This is a genomic window from Paenibacillus sp. FSL H3-0329 (assembly GCF_037963285.1).
Taxonomy (GTDB): Bacteria; Bacillota; Bacilli; order Paenibacillales; family Paenibacillaceae; genus Paenibacillus_AQ; species Paenibacillus_AQ odorifer.
Genome location: NZ_CP150150.1, coordinates 3994932 through 4016270, shown reverse-complemented (window position 1 = coordinate 4016270; position 21339 = coordinate 3994932). Strand labels below are relative to the sequence as shown.

The 21339-nt window shown below is 44.5% G+C and carries 17 protein-coding genes; 15 read left to right on the top strand and 2 right to left on the bottom strand.

Annotated features, from left to right (window positions below):
* The first annotated feature begins 9 nt into the window (after positions 1-9).
* The 5 genes from NSQ66_RS17645 to NSQ66_RS17625 all read left to right on the top strand — a co-directional run bounded on the left by NSQ66_RS17645 (position 10) and on the right by NSQ66_RS17625 (position 8438).
* Positions 10-5529, top strand: coding sequence for a discoidin domain-containing protein (locus NSQ66_RS17645; RefSeq protein WP_076141896.1), 5520 nt, complete (start codon positions 10-12; stop codon positions 5527-5529).
* A gap of 193 nt (positions 5530-5722) precedes the next feature.
* Positions 5723-6145, top strand: coding sequence for an SRPBCC domain-containing protein (locus NSQ66_RS17640; RefSeq protein WP_036688260.1), 423 nt, complete (start codon positions 5723-5725; stop codon positions 6143-6145).
* A gap of 1 nt (position 6146) precedes the next feature.
* Positions 6147-6479, top strand: coding sequence for a metalloregulator ArsR/SmtB family transcription factor (locus NSQ66_RS17635; protein WP_036688259.1), 333 nt, complete (start codon positions 6147-6149; stop codon positions 6477-6479).
* Between the two features lie 109 nt (positions 6480-6588).
* On the top strand, positions 6589-7620 hold the full coding sequence (locus NSQ66_RS17630) for an ATP-binding cassette domain-containing protein (RefSeq protein ID WP_076141897.1): 1032 nt from the start codon (positions 6589-6591) through the stop codon (positions 7618-7620).
* A 2-nt stretch (positions 7621-7622) separates the two neighbouring features.
* Positions 7623-8438, top strand: coding sequence for an ABC transporter permease (locus tag NSQ66_RS17625; RefSeq protein ID WP_036689061.1), 816 nt, complete (start codon positions 7623-7625; stop codon positions 8436-8438).
* Positions 8439-8571: 133 nt separating this feature from the next.
* On the opposite strand, the gene NSQ66_RS17620 is transcribed toward NSQ66_RS17625, so the two are convergent.
* Entirely contained in the window at positions 8572-9225 is a 654-nt protein-coding gene (locus NSQ66_RS17620) for a TetR/AcrR family transcriptional regulator (RefSeq protein ID WP_036688255.1), read from the bottom strand.
* A 199-nt stretch (positions 9226-9424) separates the two neighbouring features.
* Here NSQ66_RS17620 and NSQ66_RS17615 point away from each other — a divergent pair, with 199 nt between their 5' ends.
* Positions 9425-10210: an SDR family oxidoreductase gene (locus tag NSQ66_RS17615; protein ID WP_038571784.1), complete on the top strand. Its 786-nt coding sequence runs from the start codon at positions 9425-9427 to the stop codon at positions 10208-10210.
* 49 nt (positions 10211-10259) lie between these two features.
* Here NSQ66_RS17615 and NSQ66_RS17610 read toward each other — a convergent pair whose 3' ends face one another.
* On the bottom strand, positions 10260-10571 hold the full coding sequence (locus NSQ66_RS17610; protein WP_141118564.1) for a hypothetical protein: 312 nt from the start codon (positions 10569-10571) through the stop codon (positions 10260-10262).
* Positions 10572-11455: 884 nt separating this feature from the next.
* Here NSQ66_RS17610 and NSQ66_RS17605 point away from each other — a divergent pair.
* From NSQ66_RS17605 to NSQ66_RS17565, 9 genes are all read left to right on the top strand, one after another.
* Positions 11456-11782, top strand: a complete 327-nt coding sequence (locus tag NSQ66_RS17605) for a PadR family transcriptional regulator (RefSeq protein WP_036688249.1) — start codon at positions 11456-11458, stop codon at positions 11780-11782.
* Positions 11783-11788: 6 nt separating this feature from the next.
* The gene (locus NSQ66_RS17600) at positions 11789-12751 is read left to right on the top strand and encodes a permease prefix domain 1-containing protein (RefSeq protein ID WP_036688247.1); all 963 of its coding nucleotides are present in this window, start codon (positions 11789-11791) and stop codon (positions 12749-12751) included.
* A 250-nt stretch (positions 12752-13001) separates the two neighbouring features.
* A complete protein-coding gene (locus tag NSQ66_RS17595) occupies positions 13002-13760 on the top strand; it encodes a Wzz/FepE/Etk N-terminal domain-containing protein (protein WP_036688245.1) in 759 nt (252 codons plus the stop codon).
* Complete coding sequence (locus NSQ66_RS17590) at positions 13708-14415, top strand: CpsD/CapB family tyrosine-protein kinase (protein ID WP_036688243.1); 708 nt, start codon at positions 13708-13710, stop codon at positions 14413-14415. The genes NSQ66_RS17595 and NSQ66_RS17590 overlap by 53 nt, the downstream gene beginning before the upstream one ends.
* Before the next feature lie 5 nt (positions 14416-14420).
* Complete coding sequence (locus tag NSQ66_RS17585; protein ID WP_036688241.1) at positions 14421-15656, top strand: oligosaccharide flippase family protein; 1236 nt, start codon at positions 14421-14423, stop codon at positions 15654-15656.
* A gap of 75 nt (positions 15657-15731) precedes the next feature.
* Positions 15732-16958: an O-antigen ligase family protein gene (locus NSQ66_RS17580; protein ID WP_036688239.1), complete on the top strand. Its 1227-nt coding sequence runs from the start codon at positions 15732-15734 to the stop codon at positions 16956-16958.
* Positions 16906-18216: a glycosyltransferase family 4 protein gene (locus NSQ66_RS17575; protein WP_051491572.1), complete on the top strand. Its 1311-nt coding sequence runs from the start codon at positions 16906-16908 to the stop codon at positions 18214-18216. Before NSQ66_RS17580 ends, NSQ66_RS17575 begins: the two co-directional genes overlap by 53 nt.
* Positions 18217-18282: 66 nt before the next feature.
* On the top strand, positions 18283-20193 hold the full coding sequence (locus NSQ66_RS17570) for a nucleoside-diphosphate sugar epimerase/dehydratase (protein ID WP_051491571.1): 1911 nt from the start codon (positions 18283-18285) through the stop codon (positions 20191-20193).
* A 27-nt stretch (positions 20194-20220) separates the two neighbouring features.
* Positions 20221-21315, top strand: a complete 1095-nt coding sequence (locus NSQ66_RS17565) for an LCP family protein (RefSeq protein WP_339279327.1) — start codon at positions 20221-20223, stop codon at positions 21313-21315.
* Positions 21316-21339: the final 24 nt, after the last annotated feature.

The window sequence follows — 21339 nt, the reverse complement described above, 5'->3', positions numbered from 1 at the left end:
AGGAGAACAATGAATTCACTTAGAGGGCTACTCTTTGGAAAATCGCTTAAACGTATTTTTAGGATCACAGTTTCCTTAAGTTTGTTGGTAACGCTAGTGCCTTTATCAGCAGAAGGAGCCGCAGTAGAATCGACAGAGCTGTCGATAATTACGGATTACCAACCTGCCATTAATGAGGTTATAGATGAAAGCGGATTCAAACATCCGGGTGTTGGCCTGACTAAGGATATTCTTGAGAATATTAGGACACAGGTACGGGCGCAAAAAGAACCTTGGATCACTTATTATAATCAGATGCTTCTCTCTCCGGCAGCTTCAAGAACGGTCACTTCCAACAATCAGAGTGGTGCGGATCCGTTGAAACCAGCGAGCGATGCTTTTAATAGCCAAGGCTTTAATTCAAGATTTATAGCAGATGGGTTGAAGGCTTACACACAAGCTCTATTGTATGTAATATCGGGTGATGAGGTTTACAGAGCTAATGCCATGCATATTATCCGGATTTGGTCACAGATGGACCCTGAGAAATACGTGTATTTTAATGATGCACATATTCATACAGGGATTCCGCTTAATCGAATGGTTACTGCGGCGGAAATCTTAAGGTACACAAGTACTCCAACTGAAGAGCTGAAATGGACGGAACAAGATGTCGCTGATTTTACGAATAATCTTATTAATCCGGTTATTGAAACGTTCCAACACACCAATGATCGTTTTATGAACCAGCATCTTTATCCGCTGCTTGGAGCTATGTCAGGTTATATTTTTACAGGAAATAAAGATAGGTACAATGAGGGAGTTGAATGGTTTACCGTCAATAAAACCGCTGTCGATCAGGGGCAAAATGGCGCGATAAAAGCATTATTCAGATGGGTTGATACAAATATTGTAACAGGGGAAAAAGTTAATCCTCCCGTAGTTCAGCATGTTGAAATGGGCAGAGATCAGGCGCATGGCGCTGGGGATATAACGAATGTAGAGATTTTATCACGTTTATTATTGGCTCAGGAAACAAAGGTAGATCCGGTAGAGGGGACTGTTTCTAATACGCCAAATGCGGTGGGTCCGTATGAGTTTCTAGATCAACGGATTTTAAAAGCTGCCGACTACTTTGCGCAGTATATGATTGGCTATGATACACCATGGATTCCAGTGGCGGCACATACAGATGTAAATGGAAATCCAACGATTATCTATAAACACTTGGCTGGCGGTTACAGGGGGAGAATTGGCGGTAATGTCTATGACCTTTATTATTATTATAAATATTCAGCTGGAATAAATATGGAGGTTGAAGCTCCTTACTTTAGCGAGATGTTTACTAAGCGATTGCCTTTCTATTGGGAGTCTCCGGATGGAGGCGGGGATTATTGGCTGTACATCCCTAAAGAAGCAGAGGGCGAGGGTACGCTCAATCTGCCGAAGGGGATAACGAATCCAGATTTGAGAGAACTAGAAGACCGGTATACGAAGCTTGATAGTCACTCCACCACAAAACAAGAAGGAGACACTACTTACGTTGAGATTACCGCAACAGATGAGGGCAGTAAAATTGCTTATGTGGGTGCAAGCAGCGGCGAACGAACCATTGCTTTTAAGATTCGGACTACTGGCATAGCAACCATGGAGGTGTTTGGCGATACCGTTACGCTGCCTGATACAAAGGGGCAATGGAGGTATATTCAGTATGCGTTCAATGAGTTCCAAGGCTTCAGCGATCTTGTCTATTTTAATGTGAAAGGAAATGGGACAACAGTCGATATTGACCATATTAATTTAAAAGCTGGGGCACAGCTTACCCCTCCAGTATTTACATCAGGGAAGGCACCGGTATCTTTATTTACCTATGAGGGTTCTACAGCGGCAATTCAATTTGATTTCTCTGCGACAGACGCAGGTGCAACGGATGTTGTTGCCTATCAAGCGGATCAATTACCTGAGGGCGCACTGTTCAATGAAACTTCAGGTGTGTTCTCTTGGTCTGGAGCACATGCGGGAACGTATTCCTTTGTAGTGAGTGCCTCAGACGGAACTTCGGTTACAACCAAGGATGTTACTGTTGTAGTAGCGAATGATCGGCAATCTGCCGTCAACGCCGTCATTTCTCCTTATCATGCTGATGTGCCTTACATTTCGGCAACGTTAGCTCACTATAAGCAAGTGCATGCTGAGGTAATGGATGTAATTACTAATGTCACTGACGAGGTCTTCTATCAGAAGTTATTTGACCTGAATCTTGCAGTGCAAAGTCTTAAAGAATTGACGCCTTTAATGAAAGATGGAAGTGTTAATTTTACGAATATGTTTGTCAGCTCAACCTTTGGTAATGCAGTCCCGAACCTGCTGGACAACACAAATGATAGTTTTGTGGGGTATTATACAGCGCAGGATCGGGCGCATTACATGGATTTAGGACCGGATTTTCAAATATCAGCAGAAAGCTTTGAGCTTCAGGTAAGAGCTAGTTTTCCGGAGAGAATTGGCGGCGTTGCAATGTTCGGATCGAATGACAAAGAAAATTGGACCCGCTTAACTCCCGGTTTGACAACAGTTACTGAAGAGATGCAGAGACTAGAGGTTCAAGCAGGCCTGGAGCATGAAAAATTCCGATTTTTGAAAATGGAAATGATAAAGCCTTCGAGTACTATGCTGGAAATTGCTGAATTTAGAATCTTTGGCCAGCGGTATGAGACAGTAAATCAATTAGAGTCCGTGTCCATTCACTCAGATCAAAGCTTAAAAAATCGGATTATTCCAGGGGATACGATTCAATTATCCTTTAAGTCTACAGAAATGATCCATAATGTCACGGCCAATATACAGGGTCAACCTGTTGCAGTCAGTTCTGTGGACAATATCAACTGGACAGCTAAGCTTGTGGTGAATGAAAATGTTCCATCAGGTACTGTGAAATTTAAGATCAATTATAAAACGGCAGCTGGAGAGGATGCTGTAGAGACTATTTTTACAACAGATGGTTCTACTTTATTCATTGCAGATCAGACAGGGCTTGTCGCTAATGTGCTTGAGATAGCAAATCTAATCGATTCCAGTGGAAGGAATCCGGCTGATCTTTTGGCAACAGCAAAAGTTTTATTTGATAATCATTTAGGTTCTATCACGGATTTTCGTTTAAATGGCAGTGGTTATGGTGCCTATCTAACCTTTGACTTTAAAGAAGGTGGCCAGGCATTGCTGTCTAGGGTAGAAGTAATCGGAAGGCAAGATAATTATGCGGGCAGAATTAATGGAACAGTGGTGCAAGGCTCCAACGACAATGTGACGTGGACTACGATCTCTAATGCAGCCTGGAATACGCCGGAATGGCAGACGTTGACGATTAACAGCACAGAACCCTATCGTTATATCCGCATCACCAATGGAAACAACTGGTATGGAAACATGGCTGAACTACGTTTGTATGGTGATGTTAAAATCAATTCAAAGCTTGATGCGGTGTCCATTAGCTCCGACCAAAGTATCCAGAAACGAATTGTGTCTGGGAACACGGTGAAATTGTCTTTTAAAGCAAGCGATGCAATAAACCAAGTGAATGTCAATATTCAGGGTCAAGTCGCAACCATTGCTACTGTCGATAAGATCAATTGGACGGCTGAAGCGGTGATGGGCAATAACGTACAACCTGGACCTGTGAACTTTAGTATTAAATACAAGACAAAGGAGGGAATCGAGGGGCCGGAAAAAACATCAACTACAGATGGTTCATCTCTGTACATTCCCGATGAGACCGAGTTGATTAGTAATGTGCTTGCGATTACTAATTTAAGTGATTCCAGTGGGAGAACATCCACTGATCTCAGAAATGTTGCGGGATCATTATTCGATGGAAATGCAGGCTCAATTACGGATTTTCGGGTAAATGGCAGTGGATATGGAGGATTTATAACGTTTGATTTTAAAGAAGGGAATAGGGTTCAGCTGTCCAAGGCAGAGGTGCTTTCCAGGCAAGATAATTATTTTACACGAATCAATGGGACTGTGGTTCAGGGTTCGAATGATAATACAAGCTGGACGACAATCTCCTCTCCTGCAGGAAAAACGATGGATTGGCAGACCTTAAGTATTAGTAATGCAGAAGCCTATCGTTATATCCGGATCTATAATAGTAGTAATTGGTTTGGAAACATGGCAGAATTACGCTTTTATGGTGTAGTAAAAGGGGCAGATCATACAGCTCCGGTGACAATGGATGATGCGCCACAAGGTTGGACTAACAAGGATACGTTGGTAACCTTCACAGCTACAGATGCGGGCTCTGGTGTTGCGGTAACCTATTTCACAGTAAACGATGGCGAGCAGCAAACCGGGAATTCAGTTATTTTGTCCCATGAAGGAACACATAAGTTAGTTTATTGGAGCGTTGACCGGGAAGGTAATGTGGAACAGCCGCAAAAGGTTGCTGTGGTGAAGATTGATCGAACCGCACCACAGGTGGTAATTAACGGAGAGGTTTCCTATACCATAGAGCAGACATTAAACATCACCTGTAATGCAGCTGATACTGTATCAGGCATCACTTATTCGCCATGTGATTCAACGCTCGCAGATGTAAAGGCGTATACGCTGGAACCAGGAACTCATAGTGTAACTGCGAAAGCCGAGGATGCGGCGGGCAATGTCGGGTTGGCAGAGCATTCGTTTAGTGTATATGCGACATTTGACAGCTTGTCGGCATTAACCGAAACTTTTGCAGCTGAGACGGGTGCTCCAGATTTAGAAAACGTAATCAAATCACTTAAGCAGCAGCTGGCTAACGCAAAAGAAAAAGCTGAGCAGCATGCTGGCGCAGGAGTTCACAGCTTGCTGGAAGCTTTTAATAGTGAAGTGAACTTCCAGAGCAATCAGGTGTTCACTTCTGAGCAGGCAGAGGTTCTAGTCCGTTGGTCACAATGGCTCCAGATTACAACTCCGCTTGCTGGTGGAGCCCCTGGAAAGCCAGTGTTGTCTGACAATAATGGGTATGACACCGGGCTTCGAGATGGCAACTATGCCGTCACGATGAATCTTTGGTGGGGGAACAACGGTACCGAATTTAAGCTCTATGAAAACGATGTGCTGATCAGTACCCAGATGCTGACAGACAGCTCACCGAATGCGCAGACATTGAGTACGGATATTGTGGGCAAAACAAATGGAACCTACACGTACACTTGCGAGCTGGTCAACAGCTTCGGCTCGACGATATGCGATCCGCTTATCCTTACTGTTACCGATGCAACACCGGGTAAGCCTATAGTATCCCACGACAACTGGAGCGGGGATGGAACTTATGACGTTATGATGAATATGTGGTGGGGAACCAATGGTACTGAGTACCGTTTGTATGAGAATGGAGAAGTGATCGACACCCAGACACTAAACACGGCTACCCCTGCGGCTCAGATGACAGTTACGAAACTTAAAGATAAAGCACCAGGTGTATATGAATATTACGCAGTATTAGTCAATGCATCAGGCGAGACATCTAGTGAGAAAATCACAGTAACTGTCAAGCCAAGAAACTGATCATAGAGCTGATGAAATAGGAAGGCCCTTTCTTCGGGATGACCGAGGGAGGGGCTTTTTTAGAGGGATTGAGACGTTGAATAACGAACGGAGAATTAGGGAATTCTGTAAATTGACATAACACCTATAGGTGTTATAATCAAAAGTGAACCCAAAAGGTGTTATATTAATTGAATGCTGGAGGTTATTTATTATGCAAACTCAAGAACCCTTGCAAGAAATTCGTCAAACGATTTTACTAGATGCGCCAATAGAAAAGGTTTGGAAAGCTGTTGCCACGGCAGAAGGAATGGCAGCCTGGTGGATGCCTAGTACATTCGAGCCTGTTGTTGGGCATGAATTCATCCTGCATGCTGGACAATTCGGAGATTCTCCTTGTAAAGTAACCGAAGTTGATCCTCCGAATCGTGTTGGTTTTAATTGGGGGAAGGATTGGCATCTTGCTTTTGAACTGAAAGAAATCGAAGGGAAAACTGAATTTACCTTGATTCATTCTGGATGGGACCCTGAAAAAGTTACTGAATTTGGACAACCACATCCAATCGTACGCGGCTTTATGAACAGCGGCTGGGAAAAAATCGTCCAAGAAAAACTTCCTGCTTATATCGAGGCTTAATATGCCGGTTGCTGAAGCAGGACATGATGTATTTCAGGCGATAGCAGATCCTACCCGCCGCAGTCTGCTAAAGCTGCTCGCTAATAAGGAAATGTCTATAGCATCTATTACGGATTGTTACCCGATCAGCCGAACCGCTGTTAATAAGCATTTACAGGTATTGTCCGATGCGCAGCTTGTTAGCAGTCAGAAAGTCGGACGGGAGACCCGGTATAAGCTTCAGCCAGAACCTTTGCTGGAGCTGCAAGATTGGCTTGCCTTTTTTGAAGGTTATTGGGCTAATAAATTGTTTGCGCTTAAAGAATATGTTGAGGCTGACTCAGAGGAGAAGTAATAAACCGGGAGGCGTGAGATCGCGCTCCCCGGTTTTTTGTGTTGTTTAAATTCAGTTTATAAAAGGGAGTTACCATCACAATACAAACTAAAACGTTGGAGGAATTGTAATGGTAAATGAACGCAAAAAAATAATTGAGCCCAACCCTGGAGATTGGGCCGTCGAAGCGCGTGGGCTCGTCAAAACGTTTGGTGACAATCGCGCAGTTGATGAAGTAAATCTAAACGTTAAGGCAGGCACAATTTACGGTGTTCTTGGTCCCAATGGGGCTGGAAAGACGACGGTAATTCGGATGCTGGCTACGTTACTTCGTCCGGATGTGGGGTCGGCGCGAATCTTCGGGCATGATGTGGTAAAGGAGTCGCAGATTGTTCGGCAATTGATAGGGGTTACGGGACAATATGCTTCTGTGGATGAGTCACTTAGTGCTACAGAGAATCTGATTATCTTTTCACGTCTTTTAGGGTTAGGGCGGGTAGAGGCGCGGCAAAAGGCAGCGGAGTTGTTAGAAGAGTTTGGTCTGACGGAGGCGGCGAAACGGCCACTTCGAAATTTCTCTGGCGGTATGCGCCGACGTCTGGATCTTGCAGCGAGTCTGATTGCCCAGCCTCCGCTTATCTTTTTGGATGAACCAACAACAGGCCTGGACCCACGGACACGTTCGCAAATGTGGGATACCATTCGTCGGTTGGTGAACACAGGATCAACAGTGCTGTTAACTACACAGTATCTTGAAGAAGCCGATCAGCTGGCCGATCGCATTGCAGTTATTGATCATGGCCATGTCGTTGCAGAAGGCACCGTGGATGAGCTAAAAGCTTCAGTGGGCACCACCTCGCTGCACTTAAAAGTCCAAAATCTTAAAGATATCGCTCAAGCGCGCCGGATTGTGGAACATGTGCTGCATATCCAGTCTATTGTGCCGAATGAGGCTGGGAAAATTACTGCACCGATGGCGAACGCTGATTTAGTCACTGATTTGCTTATTGCACTCCGCGAAGCGGGGATTCCACTTGCGGAGATGAGTGTGCAGAAACCGACGCTTGATGAAGTGTTTTTGACGATCACTGGCCATGGAGTTACGGATGAGGCGTCCCAAGCGTCACAAGAATCAATTAATAAGGAGGCAGCAAGAGCATGAGTATGAGAACTTCTACTATTAGTCCAGGTGCGACCCGACAATTGAAAAACCATACGAGCTTCAAACAATCTGTTCGTAACTCGTTAACGATGGCTTATCGCGGGATATTGAAAATCCGTCGCACACCCGAGCAATTGTTCGACGTAACGCTGCAGCCAATTATTTTCACACTAATGTTTACTTATATTTTTGGTGGAGCCATATCAGGAGATGTAGTGAGCTATTTGCCCGTTATTATTCCTGGTATTCTAGTGCAGACTGTAATCACGACCTCCATCGTCACTGGGGTCCAACTGCGGGAAGACATGGATAAAGGGGTGTTTGACCGCTTTAAGTCATTGCCGATTGCCCGAATAGCCCCATTAGCCGGAGCTTTGTTGGCAGATACAATTCGATATACGATCGCAACTGTGCTTACTTTTGTCATGGGCTATATTATGGGTTACCGACCTGATGGCGGTCTGGAGCATGTCGCAATTGCTGCGCTTTTGGTTATCGTCTGCTCCTGGTCGATTAGCTGGATTTTCGCTTTCTTTGGTGTGATTGCCCGAACCGCTTCCAGCGTACAAGGGATATCAATGATTGTGCTGTTCCCACTCACTTTTCTATCCAACGCCTTCGTGCCTGTAGATACGATGCCTAACTGGCTGCAATGGTTTGTCAAAGTAAATCCAATCTCGCATCTTGTGTCAGCTGTCCGGCAGCTTGCTAACTCTGGAACCGTAGGCTGGGATTTCGCTATCTCACTTATCGGAGCCGCTGTGATTGTTGCGATTTTTGCACCTATTACTGTGCGTGCATATATGCGCCGGACATAATTAGAGATGAAGAAACGGCAGAAATGCCGTTTTTTTGTGTTTTTTATTATGTTGAAAAAGCCGTGATCAAAGGATATCCCAAGATTACGGCTTAAATTTGTTGAGGAGGGACTTGCAAAGAGGCTTTTTAGAATTACTTATCTTTTTTAAAGAAGGTATGAATTAAATTAGAGACCGATCTATCATACAATATTTTAGCAGTTTCCTCATTTTGAATATGTCCACCCAAATGCAGATGAATGACGCCATGCAATGACGCCCATACCAGGTTAACAACAAGGAGAGGGTCTTTCTCATTAATAAACCCTTGTTCGATCGCTTCTGTAATAAGGGCTATCACTTGTTGTAGTGCCGTAAAGATAGCATGTAAGCTTTCCTCCTCCGGTTTGAATTCACTAAAGGCCCCTCCGAACATAACCATATAATAGCTGGTATGATTCCGTGAGAAATCCCAATAAGCTTGTCCAAGCTCGCGAAGATATAAATTTAGATTATCTTGTTTTGGAACCGCTTGAAAGGCAGCAGCTAATAATTTACACCCTTGCAAAAAAAGCTCCTTTGCTAAACCTTCCTTGTTTCCAAACAAGTTATAAATGATCTTTGTGGGACATTCCATTTTTTCAGCAACCTTGCGAATAGTTACACCTTCGGGTCCGGATTCATGCATGATGGCCGCAGCGGCTTCGATAATGTTCAGTCTTAATGTTTCCGCATGCTGTTGTTTTGCTTTTGGGTAGGTTGTAACAGATTGAGCATCTATAGAAGATATTTCGGACGATTTTTGCATGTAGTTTCACTTCCTTAGAACTTTACTTTAGCTTTTTTTAGATAGCTGTTATTTCTAAACCTTATTTTACTGATGTAGAAGAGAAATAGCCAATAATTAAATGTGTAGAACTTTATTTGACAACGAAACCTCACTTGGATACAATGATTCTTATTGAAACGGTGTTTCTAGATGGTCATTAAAGGGAGAGATGATAGCAATGATTACAATTCAAAATAAATGGGCGTTGATTACCGGAGCTTCTTCGGGTATAGGTGAAGCGTTTGCTCGAGAACTTGCAGCCAAAGGAAGTCACTTAATTTTAGTCGCCCGTTCTGAAGATAAATTGATTGCTTTAGCGGGAAAATTACAACGAGAATTTCAAATTCAAGCGGAGGTTCTAGTTGCTGATTTATCTCAAGAAGGTTCCCCTGACAGGCTCTATCAACAATGTGTAGAACGTGGCTTGAACGTTGATATTCTTATTAATAATGCAGGTTTTGCTACGCATGGGCTTTTTGAACAACTATCTGGTTCGAGACAACATGAAGAAGTGATGCTAAATGTATTGGCGGTTGTAGATCTGACCCATTTGTTTTTGCCAGAGATGTTAAAAAGAAAAAGCGGAGTGATTATAAACGTTGCATCAACAGCAGCATTTCAACCTCTTCCTAATATGGCTGTATATGGAGCGACAAAAGCTTTTGTATTATCATTTACACAAGCGCTATGGGAGGAAAATCGGAAACGGGGCGTACAATTTCTTGCGTTATGTCCGGGGTCTACGGAAACAGAATTTTTTAATGTTGTAGGAGCCGATGAAGCTTCGGTCGGGAAACGAGATACTCCAGAAAATGTGGTTCAAGTGGCTATTCGTTCGCTTCAAGCTAAAAAAGTGTTTGCTGTCCCAGGATTTACAAACTATATTTCAGCTCAAATGTCACGTTTTTTCACACGTAAACAAATGCTTTATTTTGTTGGACGCATGCTCCGTACGCGACATTAATGGGTCAACGTATTCAAGCTGGTGTATTCCTTAGCAATGATTAACTATTTTAATTATAAAAAAACAACAAAACAGCGGTTCTCCCCAATATGGGAGAACCGCTGTTTTGTGTTTTGACTTGCTGACTTTGACTCCGTTCGCTTGAATTTACATCAACATCACTAACATCACCAACATCACCAACACCAACAACAACATCAACATCAACGTCACCATCAACGTCAACGTCACCATCAACGTCACCATCACCATCACCATCAACGTCAACGTCAACATCAACGTCACCATCACCATCACCATCAACATTACCAACATCATCAACATCTACAACAACAACATCAACAAAATTACCAATCGACATCTAAATCACATCGCCGACTCATAATCGTCCACTGTGGTACGGACCCCAATGACGCTATTAGTATGTTTTTCGCAGTTCCAGCGTAGTTTCGGACTCCAGTGCAGCTATTCCCTAGAAAGAGTTCTAAATATGATGTTTTGTGCGCCAATAGGTGCATTGAGGTCCCATAGGATCAGAAAAGTGGGGGATTTCTGCGAATAAGGTCAACTGAGTCCGATTGTACCTCGTTCGTCAAAGTAAGGCGAGGTAAACACTTATGTTCTTGCAGTCAACCTTATTGTATTAAGGTTCAATAAAAAGGACAAAAAACCAGCGTTGGTTGCTTCAACAAAAATTTAGGCAAGCAAGGCTGGCTAACGGACCCCAATGACGTTATTAGCATATTTTTCGCAGTTCCAGCGCAGTTTCGGACTCCAGTGCAGCTATTCCCTAGAAAGGGTTCTAAATATGGTGATTTGTGCGCCAATAGGTGCATTGAGGTCCGATAGGATCAGAAAAGTGGGGAAGTTCTACGAATAAGGTCAACTGAGTCCGATAGTACCTCGTCCGCCAAAGTAAGGGGAGGTAAACACCCTCGCCCTCGCAAATAGCCTACTAGTAATTATCTAAGTCTACGCAAATAGCCTACTAGTAAACACCCCCGTCCTCGCAAACAACCTACTAGTAAACACCATCGTCCCCGCAAATACTACTGGCATGAACCTTCGTACACGTAACTCCGTATTGGAAGCTACGTCATGCGCAGAAAGCAATTGGATTTAATCAAAGAAGGTTCGGTCCTCAAATTATTTTGGCCTATTTTTCCATTAACTACTTCATCTGTCGTAGTAATTATGTTATACTGCAACTACTACGACAGATGAAGTAATCATGGGGGGATATTCTTGATCAGCAGTGATGTTATACGCGGCTACAATGATACGATGATCCTCTACATGCTGCTGGACGGGGAATCTTACGGGTACGAGATTTCCAAAAATATCAGGCAGTTAACGCAGGAGAAATATGTCATGAAAGAGACAACGTTATATTCTGCCTTCACCCGACTGGAGAAAAACGGGTATATAGAATCCTTTTATCTGGATGAGAGTCTTGGCAAGCGGCGTACGTATTACCGGATTACCTCGTTGGGTCTCGCCTATTACCGAGAAAAATGTGAGGAATGGAAGGTTACGCAGCAAGTTGTAAACCAATTTATCAAGGAGTGGTGATAGAGCATGGAGACGATCATAGTATATCTGGATAATATGTTTGCGGGTCTGCCAAAGACTCAGGAACTGGAACATCTGAAGCAAGAGCTGCTATCCGGGATGGAGGAGAAGTACCTAGAGCTGAAGCTTGCTGGCAAGTCGGAGAATGAGGCGATTGGTATCGTCATATCGGAATTCGGCAATATTGAAGAGCTGACAGCGGAGCTTGGCATCGATCCAGTTGCGCCGGAACAGGCTATTCCGGTGCTGACGGAAGAAGAGGTTTACGCTTATGCGGCGGCCAGACGAAGCGCTGGATTATGGACGGGTATCGGCGTTTTTCTCTGCGCATGCGGAGTGGCGTTTTTGATCACTCTGGATACAATATTTGAAAATAAGGCTGTTATGAGTGATAAAGGTTCTATGCTGGGGCTGGTCGGAATGTTCTTGCTGGTCGCTATCGCGGTCGGGATGTTTATACACAGCGGAATGAAGCTGGATCGCTTTAAGAGTCTGGAGCAAGGTTTTCAGCTGCCTTACGCTCTAAAGATGGCGCTTCAACGGAGCCAAAGTCTTTATGCTCCGACTTACCGTCTTTCTCTGATTACAGGAGTCTGCCTGTGTGTGCTGTCGCCGGCTTTTATCTTCACCACTAGCTATGTCAACGATGACTATGCTCCCTATGGAGTCGCTGCTTTTCTGTTTATTGCGGCTGTAGCGGTGTTTCTGTTCATCTATTACGGGAATATCCAGGGTACTTATACGAAGTTGCTGGAGGAGCCGAATATCATTGCAGAGAAGCAGGAAGAGAACCGATTTGTTGGAGTTGTTGGGGCTGTGTTATGGCCTTTGGCGACGGCGATTTTTCTGTTCACGGGTTTTGTCTATGGGCGCTGGGACATCAATTGGGCAGTATTCCCAATTGCGGGTATCCTGTCCGGCATGTTAAGCAATGTTAATCATGTTCTGAACCGTAAAGATATCTCCTGATGGTGTTGACTACACTTGTACATTCCTGAACTAGATAGATTATATGTAAGGTATTCTACCAGTAGATTTGGCTGGAGAATGCCTTTTTTTGTTGGATTTTAACAGGTGAGCTAAATGAGCTCTTTAATATTTTGACATTTAAATTTTAAGTACGGACTTGGACATATGTTGAGAGAAAGAGAATATGAATATACAACAATAATCTTGTTAAAGAAGCGACAATACATTAACTAGTTAGGAGAAATGATCGATGGAATTCGAACTGGGCAGCATTTTGAAACTAGTAAAACGTAGGCTGCTGTTCATTATTGTATTATGTATCGCTGCAGTCGGGCTCGCTGGTAGTGTTAGCTATTACGTTTTACAGCCGAAATACGAAGCGACAGCTTCTATACTTATTCAAGGGGACAGGCAGCAGAAAGCAATTAATGACATTATGGCCGGACAAAAGCTGGTCACTACTTACGGGGAGATCATTCGAAGCAGCAGGATAGCGGAAGAGGTCGTCAGAAAGCTGCAGCTAAAAATGACAGCAGAAGAGTTACTCAAAAATGTTAAGACAAGAACCAATAGCGAGTCACTCGTAACAACGGTAATTGTGACTGATTCAAAAGCTCAACGGGCAACAGATATCGCGAATGGCTTCGGAGAGGCCTTTAATGCGAATATTCAATCGATTATGGGAGTGGAGAATGTTGTATTTCTCGACCGTGCCAAGGTTCCTTCTGATCCTGTCTCACCTAAGCCCGTCTTCAATATGGCTGTTGCCTTCGGATTGGCGCTGATTACCGGGATTGCAATCTCTATCCTCCGGGAATTGATGGAGAAACCCGTGAGAAGTGCCAAAGATATTCAGCTTGATTTGCAGCTTCCGCTTCTGGGAACCGTGGGCAAATTAAAGCCACACAAACGACGGAATAAAGCGAAAACCAAATCAGCAGAAGGAGCCATCAGTTATGAAGAAGAAAACGCCAAAATTATATTGCCTGGAACAACCGAAGTCATCTAGCGGAGATCAATTCCGAAGCATACGCTCCAATATTCGTTATACCCGCGTTGGTGGAGAGATCCGCTCTTTATTAGTCACAAGCTCGCTTCCGGATGAAGGAAAATCAACGGTAGCCATAAACCTGGCGATTGCCATGGCGGAAGCTGGTAAGACAGTTCTACTCATTGATGGGGATCTACGTACGCCAACGGTGCATAAGGCATTTGATCTGCCTAATTGGATCGGGCTTAGCAGTATCTTAGTGGATCATACCCGCTTAGAGGATTGCATTATTTCTATTGAGGAAGCAGAAGGTTTGTCTGTATTGACCTCTGGTCCGATTTCACCAAATCCCGCTGAATTACTAGGCTCTGAAGGAATGAAGCGATTGTTTGCAGAGCTGAGCGTGCGTTTTGATACGATTGTCATCGACTCATCCTCTGTATTAATGCCATTTTCGGATGCCCTTATTTTGGCAACGATGACTGAGGGGGTATTGCTAGTTGTGAAATCCGGAAAAGTGCTCTTAAAGCACACGAGTTCTGCCAAGCACTTGTTAGAGCAGCAGGGAGCACATTTACTGGGAGCCGTATTGAATTATCGGAAAAAGAGCAGGCGTTCCAAGATTCGTGGTGAAGATTTTGCCGAGTGGGCCTCTTCTTCAGGAATGGTCTGACGTCTATGTCATTTGCTTCTCTTCGTTATTTGCTCGGGAATATCACTTACGCTGGTGCTCAGTTTGTGATTGTGATCCTGCTGAATAAATTCGGGTCTTCGGCAATCGTGGGGCAATATTCGCTAGGGCTTGCAGTTACTGCTCCGATCTTTATGCTGTCGCATCTACATCTTCGTTCCGTATTAATCGTTGATTCATCGGGGAAATACAGTTTTGGAGACTTTCTGGGCTTACGGCTGATAACAACCGCCCTTGCGTTTACGATTACCGCAGGTTTTTGCATAATGAGTGGTTTGGATTGGAATACAGCATTGGTTATTTTCTTCATCGGTCTGTATAGAATCGTTGAATCAATCAGTGATATTTTATTAGGCATCGTTCAAAAGGAGGAGAGATTAGATCAAATCTCAATCTCCAGAATGGCAAAAGGGTTATTCTCCATTCTAATCTTCATCCTCGTATTTATCCCTACACAGAGCCTTGTTCTTGCCTTGTTAGTCATGATAATCGGATGGTTAGCGATAACGATTGGATATGATGCTCGTAAAGCGAGAATATACACTTCTCTCAGGCCACTCTTCAACAAAAGAAGCCTATGGAGTTTACTGATCGTCAGTTCACCGCTAGGCGTGGTATTGGCGTTGATGTCGTTAAATACGAATATCCCATTATACGCGATTTCCTATTTTAAAGGGGAGCATGACTTAGGTATTTATGCTTCACTCTCATATATGATTGTTGCCTGCAATGTTGTCGTCACCGCACTTGGTGAAGCCATAACACCACGTCTTGCCAGGTGGCACGCAGGCGGGAGACACAAGGAGTTTGTCACTTTACTCAGCCGAATGATAGCGATGGGTTTGGGTTTTAGTGCGGTCGCTTGTTTGATAGGGTGGTTGTTTGGACACAAGCTGTTAACCGTATTATTCAGTTCAGACGTGGCAGGAGAGTTAGGGTTGTTTCATTGGCTGCTGGCGTCCACCATGCTGGTATTTATTTCATCCTACCTGTGGTACGCCATAACGGCTACCGGAAGGTACAAAGCCCAGATTCCATTGTTTTTGTGCACAGCATTCACTAATGGCTTGTGTTGTCTGATCTTCGTACCTCATTACGGGGTAGTAGGTGCTGCGATGGGAGCTAGTTCGTCGTTATTTGTACAGATGATTGGCAGTGTAGTTGTGCTGTATCGTGTCATCGGAAAGGCAAGAAATCGGGAACAGTCGGAAGCGGCAGCATAAGTTCTTGTTTTATAGGAAAGTAGGAAAGTAGGGACTTGTATGACATCTGTATCTGTTGTAGGGAAGCCCTACACCATGCACAAATTATTTCTGTTTGCGGTCATGGGGTACATCATATGCCTTCCGGCGCAGATTGATTTTGGGGGAGCCTTCCGTATCGCCCCGTCGGATCTCTTCTTAATGTTAGGTTTATTTGCCGCTGGATTCCATCTCAAATTGGACCGGAGGATATTCAGTTCATGGCATTGGGGCATGCTGTTCATTTTTGTTTTAGCTTCCTTTGTATCCATTTGGCGCAACGGCTTCATTACTCAATACGCCCTGCTGCAAAAAGATATTGGATTTATTCTCCTTTTGTTGACCTACATCATGCTTGTGCAAGCAGCAGATAGCTGGGAACGGTTATATAAAATGCTCCGATTTTTCCTGATCAGTGTGCTGCTCTTAAATGGTGTTGCCCTATTCGCTTTTTTCAGCGGAGTAAAGGTTCCGTTCATGGTGCAAGACGGGCGGTTGTCCGGCATGTTAATTGATCCCAATGCATACGGGGGATTGCTGGTGACGGCTTTTGCCATTCATATCATGACGAGTGGGGAGAAGATAAAGCTGCTGCGGGGATGGGTCAGCGTACTAGCGACGATAAGCTTAGCCGGGGGCATTATAATGACCTTCTCGCGCTCGTCTTGGATTGGTCTGTTCCTAGTATTACTTACACTTCTGATTACCAAACCGTCCAGACTGATCAAGATCGGTATGGGGTTTGGGGTGGCTTTTATAGCTCTGCTGCTGTATAAAGGCACCGCTTATCTAAATGTGCTGGAGTCTATGTCCAGCAGACCTTCCCAGATCCAGTCGCGTCTTGACATCATTGACAAAGCGGTGGATTGGATCGCACAAAGTCCGTTATTAGGCATTGGGCTTGGTTCCTATAATTACGAACTGCGCATTATTATCCACAACACCCCTATATGGTTTTTGACTGAATTCGGCTTATTGGGCTTGATTGTATATGGCGGATTTATGATTTGGTTCTTTATTGTGGGTATCCGTTCTTATCGTGCAGCAGATCCGATTCATAGACCGATTATTATGGCATTGCTGCTGTCCCATGCGGCGATGATTGGGTTATCGATGGGCATTGAGGCGTTATTCCAGCGGTATTGGTGGTTCATGATGGCGATGAACGGAGCTTGCATCCGGTTAACAGACAAAAACCTGAAAGGAGAGATGCCCTATCGAACCCAACACGTTGAAAGGCCAACTGGGCGCAAGCTTCGACAACGAGCAGAGCAACCTCAATAAAAGCTCAAGTAAGGACATCGGGAGTGTTCCAGCTGAGGAAGGCTTACAAGCAAAGGTTGCTTTTGTAGCCTCCATATATGGGCATTTCGAGAGTTTTCATTTACCTTACATGGTGTTATTGCAGCAAAAAGGGTGTGAAGTCCATGCTTACGCTCAGCCGGGCGAAGCCAGACAGCGCTTGGAACAGCGGGGAATTGTATGTCACGATGTACCTATACAACGAAGTCCTTTACAGTTGAAGAATTGGACGGCTCTGCGGATCTTAACTAAAAGCTTCCAAGCGGAAAAATTTCAGTTCGTCCATGTACATACACCAGTGGCTTCGATTCTCGGACGGATTGCAGCCCATAGAACAGGTGTCCCCAGCCTATTGTATACAGCTCATGGTTTTCATTTTTTTAAAGGTGCTCCTCTTCTGAACTGGATGCTTTATTATCCGTTGGAGTATTTGATGGCCCGTTGGACGGATGTGCTGATCACTATCAATAGTGAAGATTATGAGCGCGCTCAAAAATTCCCTGTGCGAAAAAAAGTAACTTATGTGAGTGGAGTCGGGCTTGATCTTCAGGTATACGGTAGCGGTGAGAGGGATAATGAAGTTGCAAAAATGAAGGGGGAAAGTCGTCGCCAGCTATTTGATTTACCTAAGAGATACAATGATAATCCTTCATTCGTTGTTCTCTGCGTCGCTGAGTTAAATGCTAACAAGAACCAAAAACAGTTGATCCAAGCACTACATCATTTGGGTGATCAAGCAAGCGATATTCATCTAGCATTCGCAGGTACAGGTCCTTTCGAGCAAACTCTTATAGAACTTGCTACTCGGTTAGGGGTTAGGGATCAGGTGCATTTTCTGGGGTTTCGAAGAGATATACCGGATTTGCTACAAGCGTGTGATGTTGCGGCACTCGTGTCCTATCGCGAGGGGTTACCCCGGGCGATTATGGAGGCGATGGCAGCAGGTAAACCCGTGATCGGCACACATATTCGGGGCATTCGCGATTTGATTGAGCATGAGTCAACGGGCATGTTGGTTCCAGTAGATGATATTGCTGCTACGGCAAAAGCACTGGTTCAACTGCGAGCGGACGCAGCTTTGACCGCAGCAATGGGGAAAGCGAATAAGGACAGGATTATTCGCTATGGATTGCCTGCGGTGCTTTGTGAAATGGACTCGATTTATATAGAAGCGCTGAATGAACCAGGGATAAAGCCATTTCCGTCTGAATTACAACCGGGTCTGACAGCAGATAGATAATTCATTCTCGCATATAAGACAACATACGAATAAACGAATAATTAGTTAATTAGGGAGAAAGAAGTGATGAAAATGCGGATCGTACGTTTAGTCATGTTGGATGCGGGAATTATAGCGGCTTCAGTGTGGCTTGTGTTTTTACTTCGGTTTGATTTTCAAATCCCTGAGCAGTACATGTGGATGCTTCCGTGGGCGATACTCATTCACATTATGGTGTACGCAACGTTCTCATTTGGATTCAAGGTGTATAACAATATCTGGCGATACACCGGTATAGGTGAGTTATTGCAGCTGCTAAAAGTGAGTGCTTTAACACTCTGTGGAGTGGTCGCTGTCAATGTATCTACGCATGTATTCGTCCCTTCTTATCGATTGCCGATTTCGATTTATTTTGCAGCGGGATACGTATTTCTCGGCATTGCCGGCTTACGTTTAGTAAACCGTCTCATCAACGATAGATTTGAAACAGCGGGGGCAAAGGGTTCATCCGAAGGCAATCTGCTAATCGTAGGGGCAGGGAAAGCAGGCATCCTCGTTACCAAAGATATCAAGCATTCAAGATTTAAATTCATGAACCCAGTCGCCTTCATAGATGATGATATCTCAAAGCGCAAGCTGGAGCTTATGGGGTTACCGATTGTCGGTAACCGTAACTTCATTCCCCAGGCAGTCGAGCAGCTGGATATTTCGTTCATTATCATCGCTTTGCCTACGGCTCCACAAAAGGAATTACTGGAGATCATCGAAATCTGCAAATCTACCAAAGCTCAGATCAAGTTAATGCCCAGTATGACCGATATTTTGGACGGGAAAATGGCCATTAACATGATCCGTGAAGTATCCGTAAATGATTTGCTGGGGAGAAGCCCAATAGAAATTAATACGGAAGAGATTCGTGAGAATTTGGGAAGCGAGTGTATTCTCATCACCGGTGCAGGCGGTTCAATTGGTTCGGAGTTATGCCGGCAATTGGCTGCGTACCGTCCGAAGGAAATGCTGCTTTTGGGGCATGGAGAAAATAGCATTTATCTTATTGAACAAGAATTGCGGCAGTTATATCCCGATCAGATCATTCATCCCATTATAGCGGACATTCAGGATGTATCGCGGATTGATAACGTTTTTCAAAAATTCCGCCCCTCCATTGTGTATCATGCCGCTGCTCACAAGCATGTTCCTCTTATGGAGATGAATCCAGTAGAGGCAGTTAAAAATAATGTGATCGGCACAAGGAATGTAGCGGAAGCGAGTGCTAAATATGGCGCTAAACGGTTCATCCTCATCTCATCGGATAAGGCGGTTAATCCTACCAGTGTTATGGGTGCCACGAAACGAGCCGCGGAAATGATCATTAATGATCAGAATTCCTTAAGCAAGACGGTTTTTGCTGCTGTACGTTTTGGTAATGTGCTGGGCAGTAGGGGAAGTGTCATTCCGTTATTCAAAAGACAAATCGAAAACGGCGGCCCGGTGACGGTTACACATATGGATATGGTGCGTTACTTCATGACGATACCCGAAGCGGTACAGTTGGTTATTCAAGCAAGTGTGCTGGCACAAGGGGGAGAAGTGTTTGTGCTGGATATGGGTAAGCCAGTTCGTATATACGATCTAGCGAGGGATTTAATCCGCTTGTCGGGTCTCGAGCCTGACAAAGATATTCCCATTGTGGTCACTGGCATTCGTCCTGGAGAAAAATTGTTTGAGGAGCTTTTGACTGAAGAAGAAGGGTTATTGGTCACTAACAACTACCGTATTATGATTAGCCGCCCGCAAAGTGTCTCCAGATCTGAACTGAATTTGGTGTTGGGGGTTCTGGAGAACTTGTGCAAACGGTATGAACTGATGCCAAGCAGTCATCAGATCAAAAAACTGCTAAAGCAGCTAATTCCAAGCTATTCGGGTTTTCAGGAAGAAACGCAGGTGGGCACACATGATCTTGAACGCATTAAATCCGAAGTTCATGCGGGAATCTGACCTATGAAGTCGACTAAGTATTCATGGATGACAAGATTATGGGGCAAGCGCGACAAGCCAATTACAGGTAAACGTTCACGCATGCGGCGGGTGGGACGATACAGCCTGATTGTTATTCTTGTTGTGGTTGTAGTTGGGGGGATCTGGATTGGAGGGATATTGAATCCAGAGCATCGTTTTAACAAGGCGATTCTTAACCCCTTGACGATCCCTAGCTCTAATGTGGTTACGGACAATGAAGAGATGGTACAGTCGCTCAGCACACCGGCCCCACAAGCGCAAACGGATGAGCTTATCCTAACAACGCCTACACAAACTCCAGCTGCGGCGATATCCCCAGCAGACAAGAAAAGCTCATCCTTTAATGTAGTGCTAATTGGAACAGACACTTGGGGCGGAGAAAGCTCGCGGGCAGATACGATCATGGTTGCCCATGTGATGCCGGATCAACGGAAGGTTAATATCGTATCTGTGCCGCGGGACACGCGGGTTTATGTGCAGAATGTCGGCTATACCAAGATCAATCATGCACATATCGTTGGTGAGACAAAGGGTGGGAATCAGCAGGGTACGCTGACACTGATTCAAGCCGTTAGTGATTTTATGAATATTCCTATTCATTACTACATCAAGACGAACTTCTCCGGTGTTCGTGATTTCATCGATTCGATTGGCGGGATCGATATGCTAATTGATCAGGATGTGACCATCACTCCGGAGATCACCATCAAGAAAGGTGAGCAGCATCTGGATGGTGCCCACACGCTTTATTTAGCAAGGGAGCGCTACTCGACTCCGGAGGGTGACTTTAGCCGCCAACGGGAGCAATTCAATATCGTTCGGGCTGTAGCCAAAAAGCTATTAAGTCCGGAGCATATTCCTGATCTAGCTGGACTGCTACTGCGTGAAAAGAAAGACATTATTGATACGAGTTTTAGTGACAGTGATTTGATGAGCTTAGCTTGGCTATTCAAGGGAATGGATTCCGCGGATTTTGCTTACGAACAGATTCCTGGCCATAACAGCTCTGCTCTAGATCCGCTCGTCCGAACTAAAGTGTATTACTGGAGTGCTAATTCGGAAGAGGTAAAGTCACTCACAGAACGTCTTTTTACGGAATAAGAGAAAGGCGGGGGGATGACTACC

Excerpts from the sequence above, each read along its gene's own strand:
- NSQ66_RS17580 (WP_036688239.1), top strand. The coding sequence starts at position 15,732 with ATGCACAAATTATTTCTGTTTGCGGTCATGGGGTACATCATATGCCTT.
- NSQ66_RS17585 (WP_036688241.1), top strand. The coding sequence starts at position 14,421 with ATGTCATTTGCTTCTCTTCGTTATTTGCTCGGGAATATCACTTACGCT.
- NSQ66_RS17565 (WP_339279327.1), top strand. The coding sequence starts at position 20,221 with ATGACAAGATTATGGGGCAAGCGCGACAAGCCAATTACAGGTAAACGT.
- NSQ66_RS17615 (WP_038571784.1), top strand. The coding sequence starts at position 9,425 with ATGATTACAATTCAAAATAAATGGGCGTTGATTACCGGAGCTTCTTCG.
- NSQ66_RS17640 (WP_036688260.1), top strand. The coding sequence starts at position 5,723 with ATGCAAACTCAAGAACCCTTGCAAGAAATTCGTCAAACGATTTTACTA.
- NSQ66_RS17590 (WP_036688243.1), top strand. The coding sequence starts at position 13,708 with ATGAAGAAGAAAACGCCAAAATTATATTGCCTGGAACAACCGAAGTCA.
- NSQ66_RS17570 (WP_051491571.1), top strand. The coding sequence starts at position 18,283 with ATGAAAATGCGGATCGTACGTTTAGTCATGTTGGATGCGGGAATTATA.
- NSQ66_RS17595 (WP_036688245.1), top strand. The coding sequence starts at position 13,002 with ATGGAATTCGAACTGGGCAGCATTTTGAAACTAGTAAAACGTAGGCTG.
- NSQ66_RS17610 (WP_141118564.1), bottom strand. The coding sequence starts at position 10,571 with ATGTCGATTGGTAATTTTGTTGATGTTGTTGTTGTAGATGTTGATGAT.
- NSQ66_RS17645 (WP_076141896.1), top strand. The coding sequence starts at position 10 with ATGAATTCACTTAGAGGGCTACTCTTTGGAAAATCGCTTAAACGTATT.
- NSQ66_RS17635 (WP_036688259.1), top strand. The coding sequence starts at position 6,147 with ATGCCGGTTGCTGAAGCAGGACATGATGTATTTCAGGCGATAGCAGAT.
- NSQ66_RS17600 (WP_036688247.1), top strand. The coding sequence starts at position 11,789 with ATGGAGACGATCATAGTATATCTGGATAATATGTTTGCGGGTCTGCCA.
- NSQ66_RS17630 (WP_076141897.1), top strand. The coding sequence starts at position 6,589 with ATGGTAAATGAACGCAAAAAAATAATTGAGCCCAACCCTGGAGATTGG.
- NSQ66_RS17625 (WP_036689061.1), top strand. The coding sequence starts at position 7,623 with ATGAGAACTTCTACTATTAGTCCAGGTGCGACCCGACAATTGAAAAAC.
- NSQ66_RS17620 (WP_036688255.1), bottom strand. The coding sequence starts at position 9,225 with ATGCAAAAATCGTCCGAAATATCTTCTATAGATGCTCAATCTGTTACA.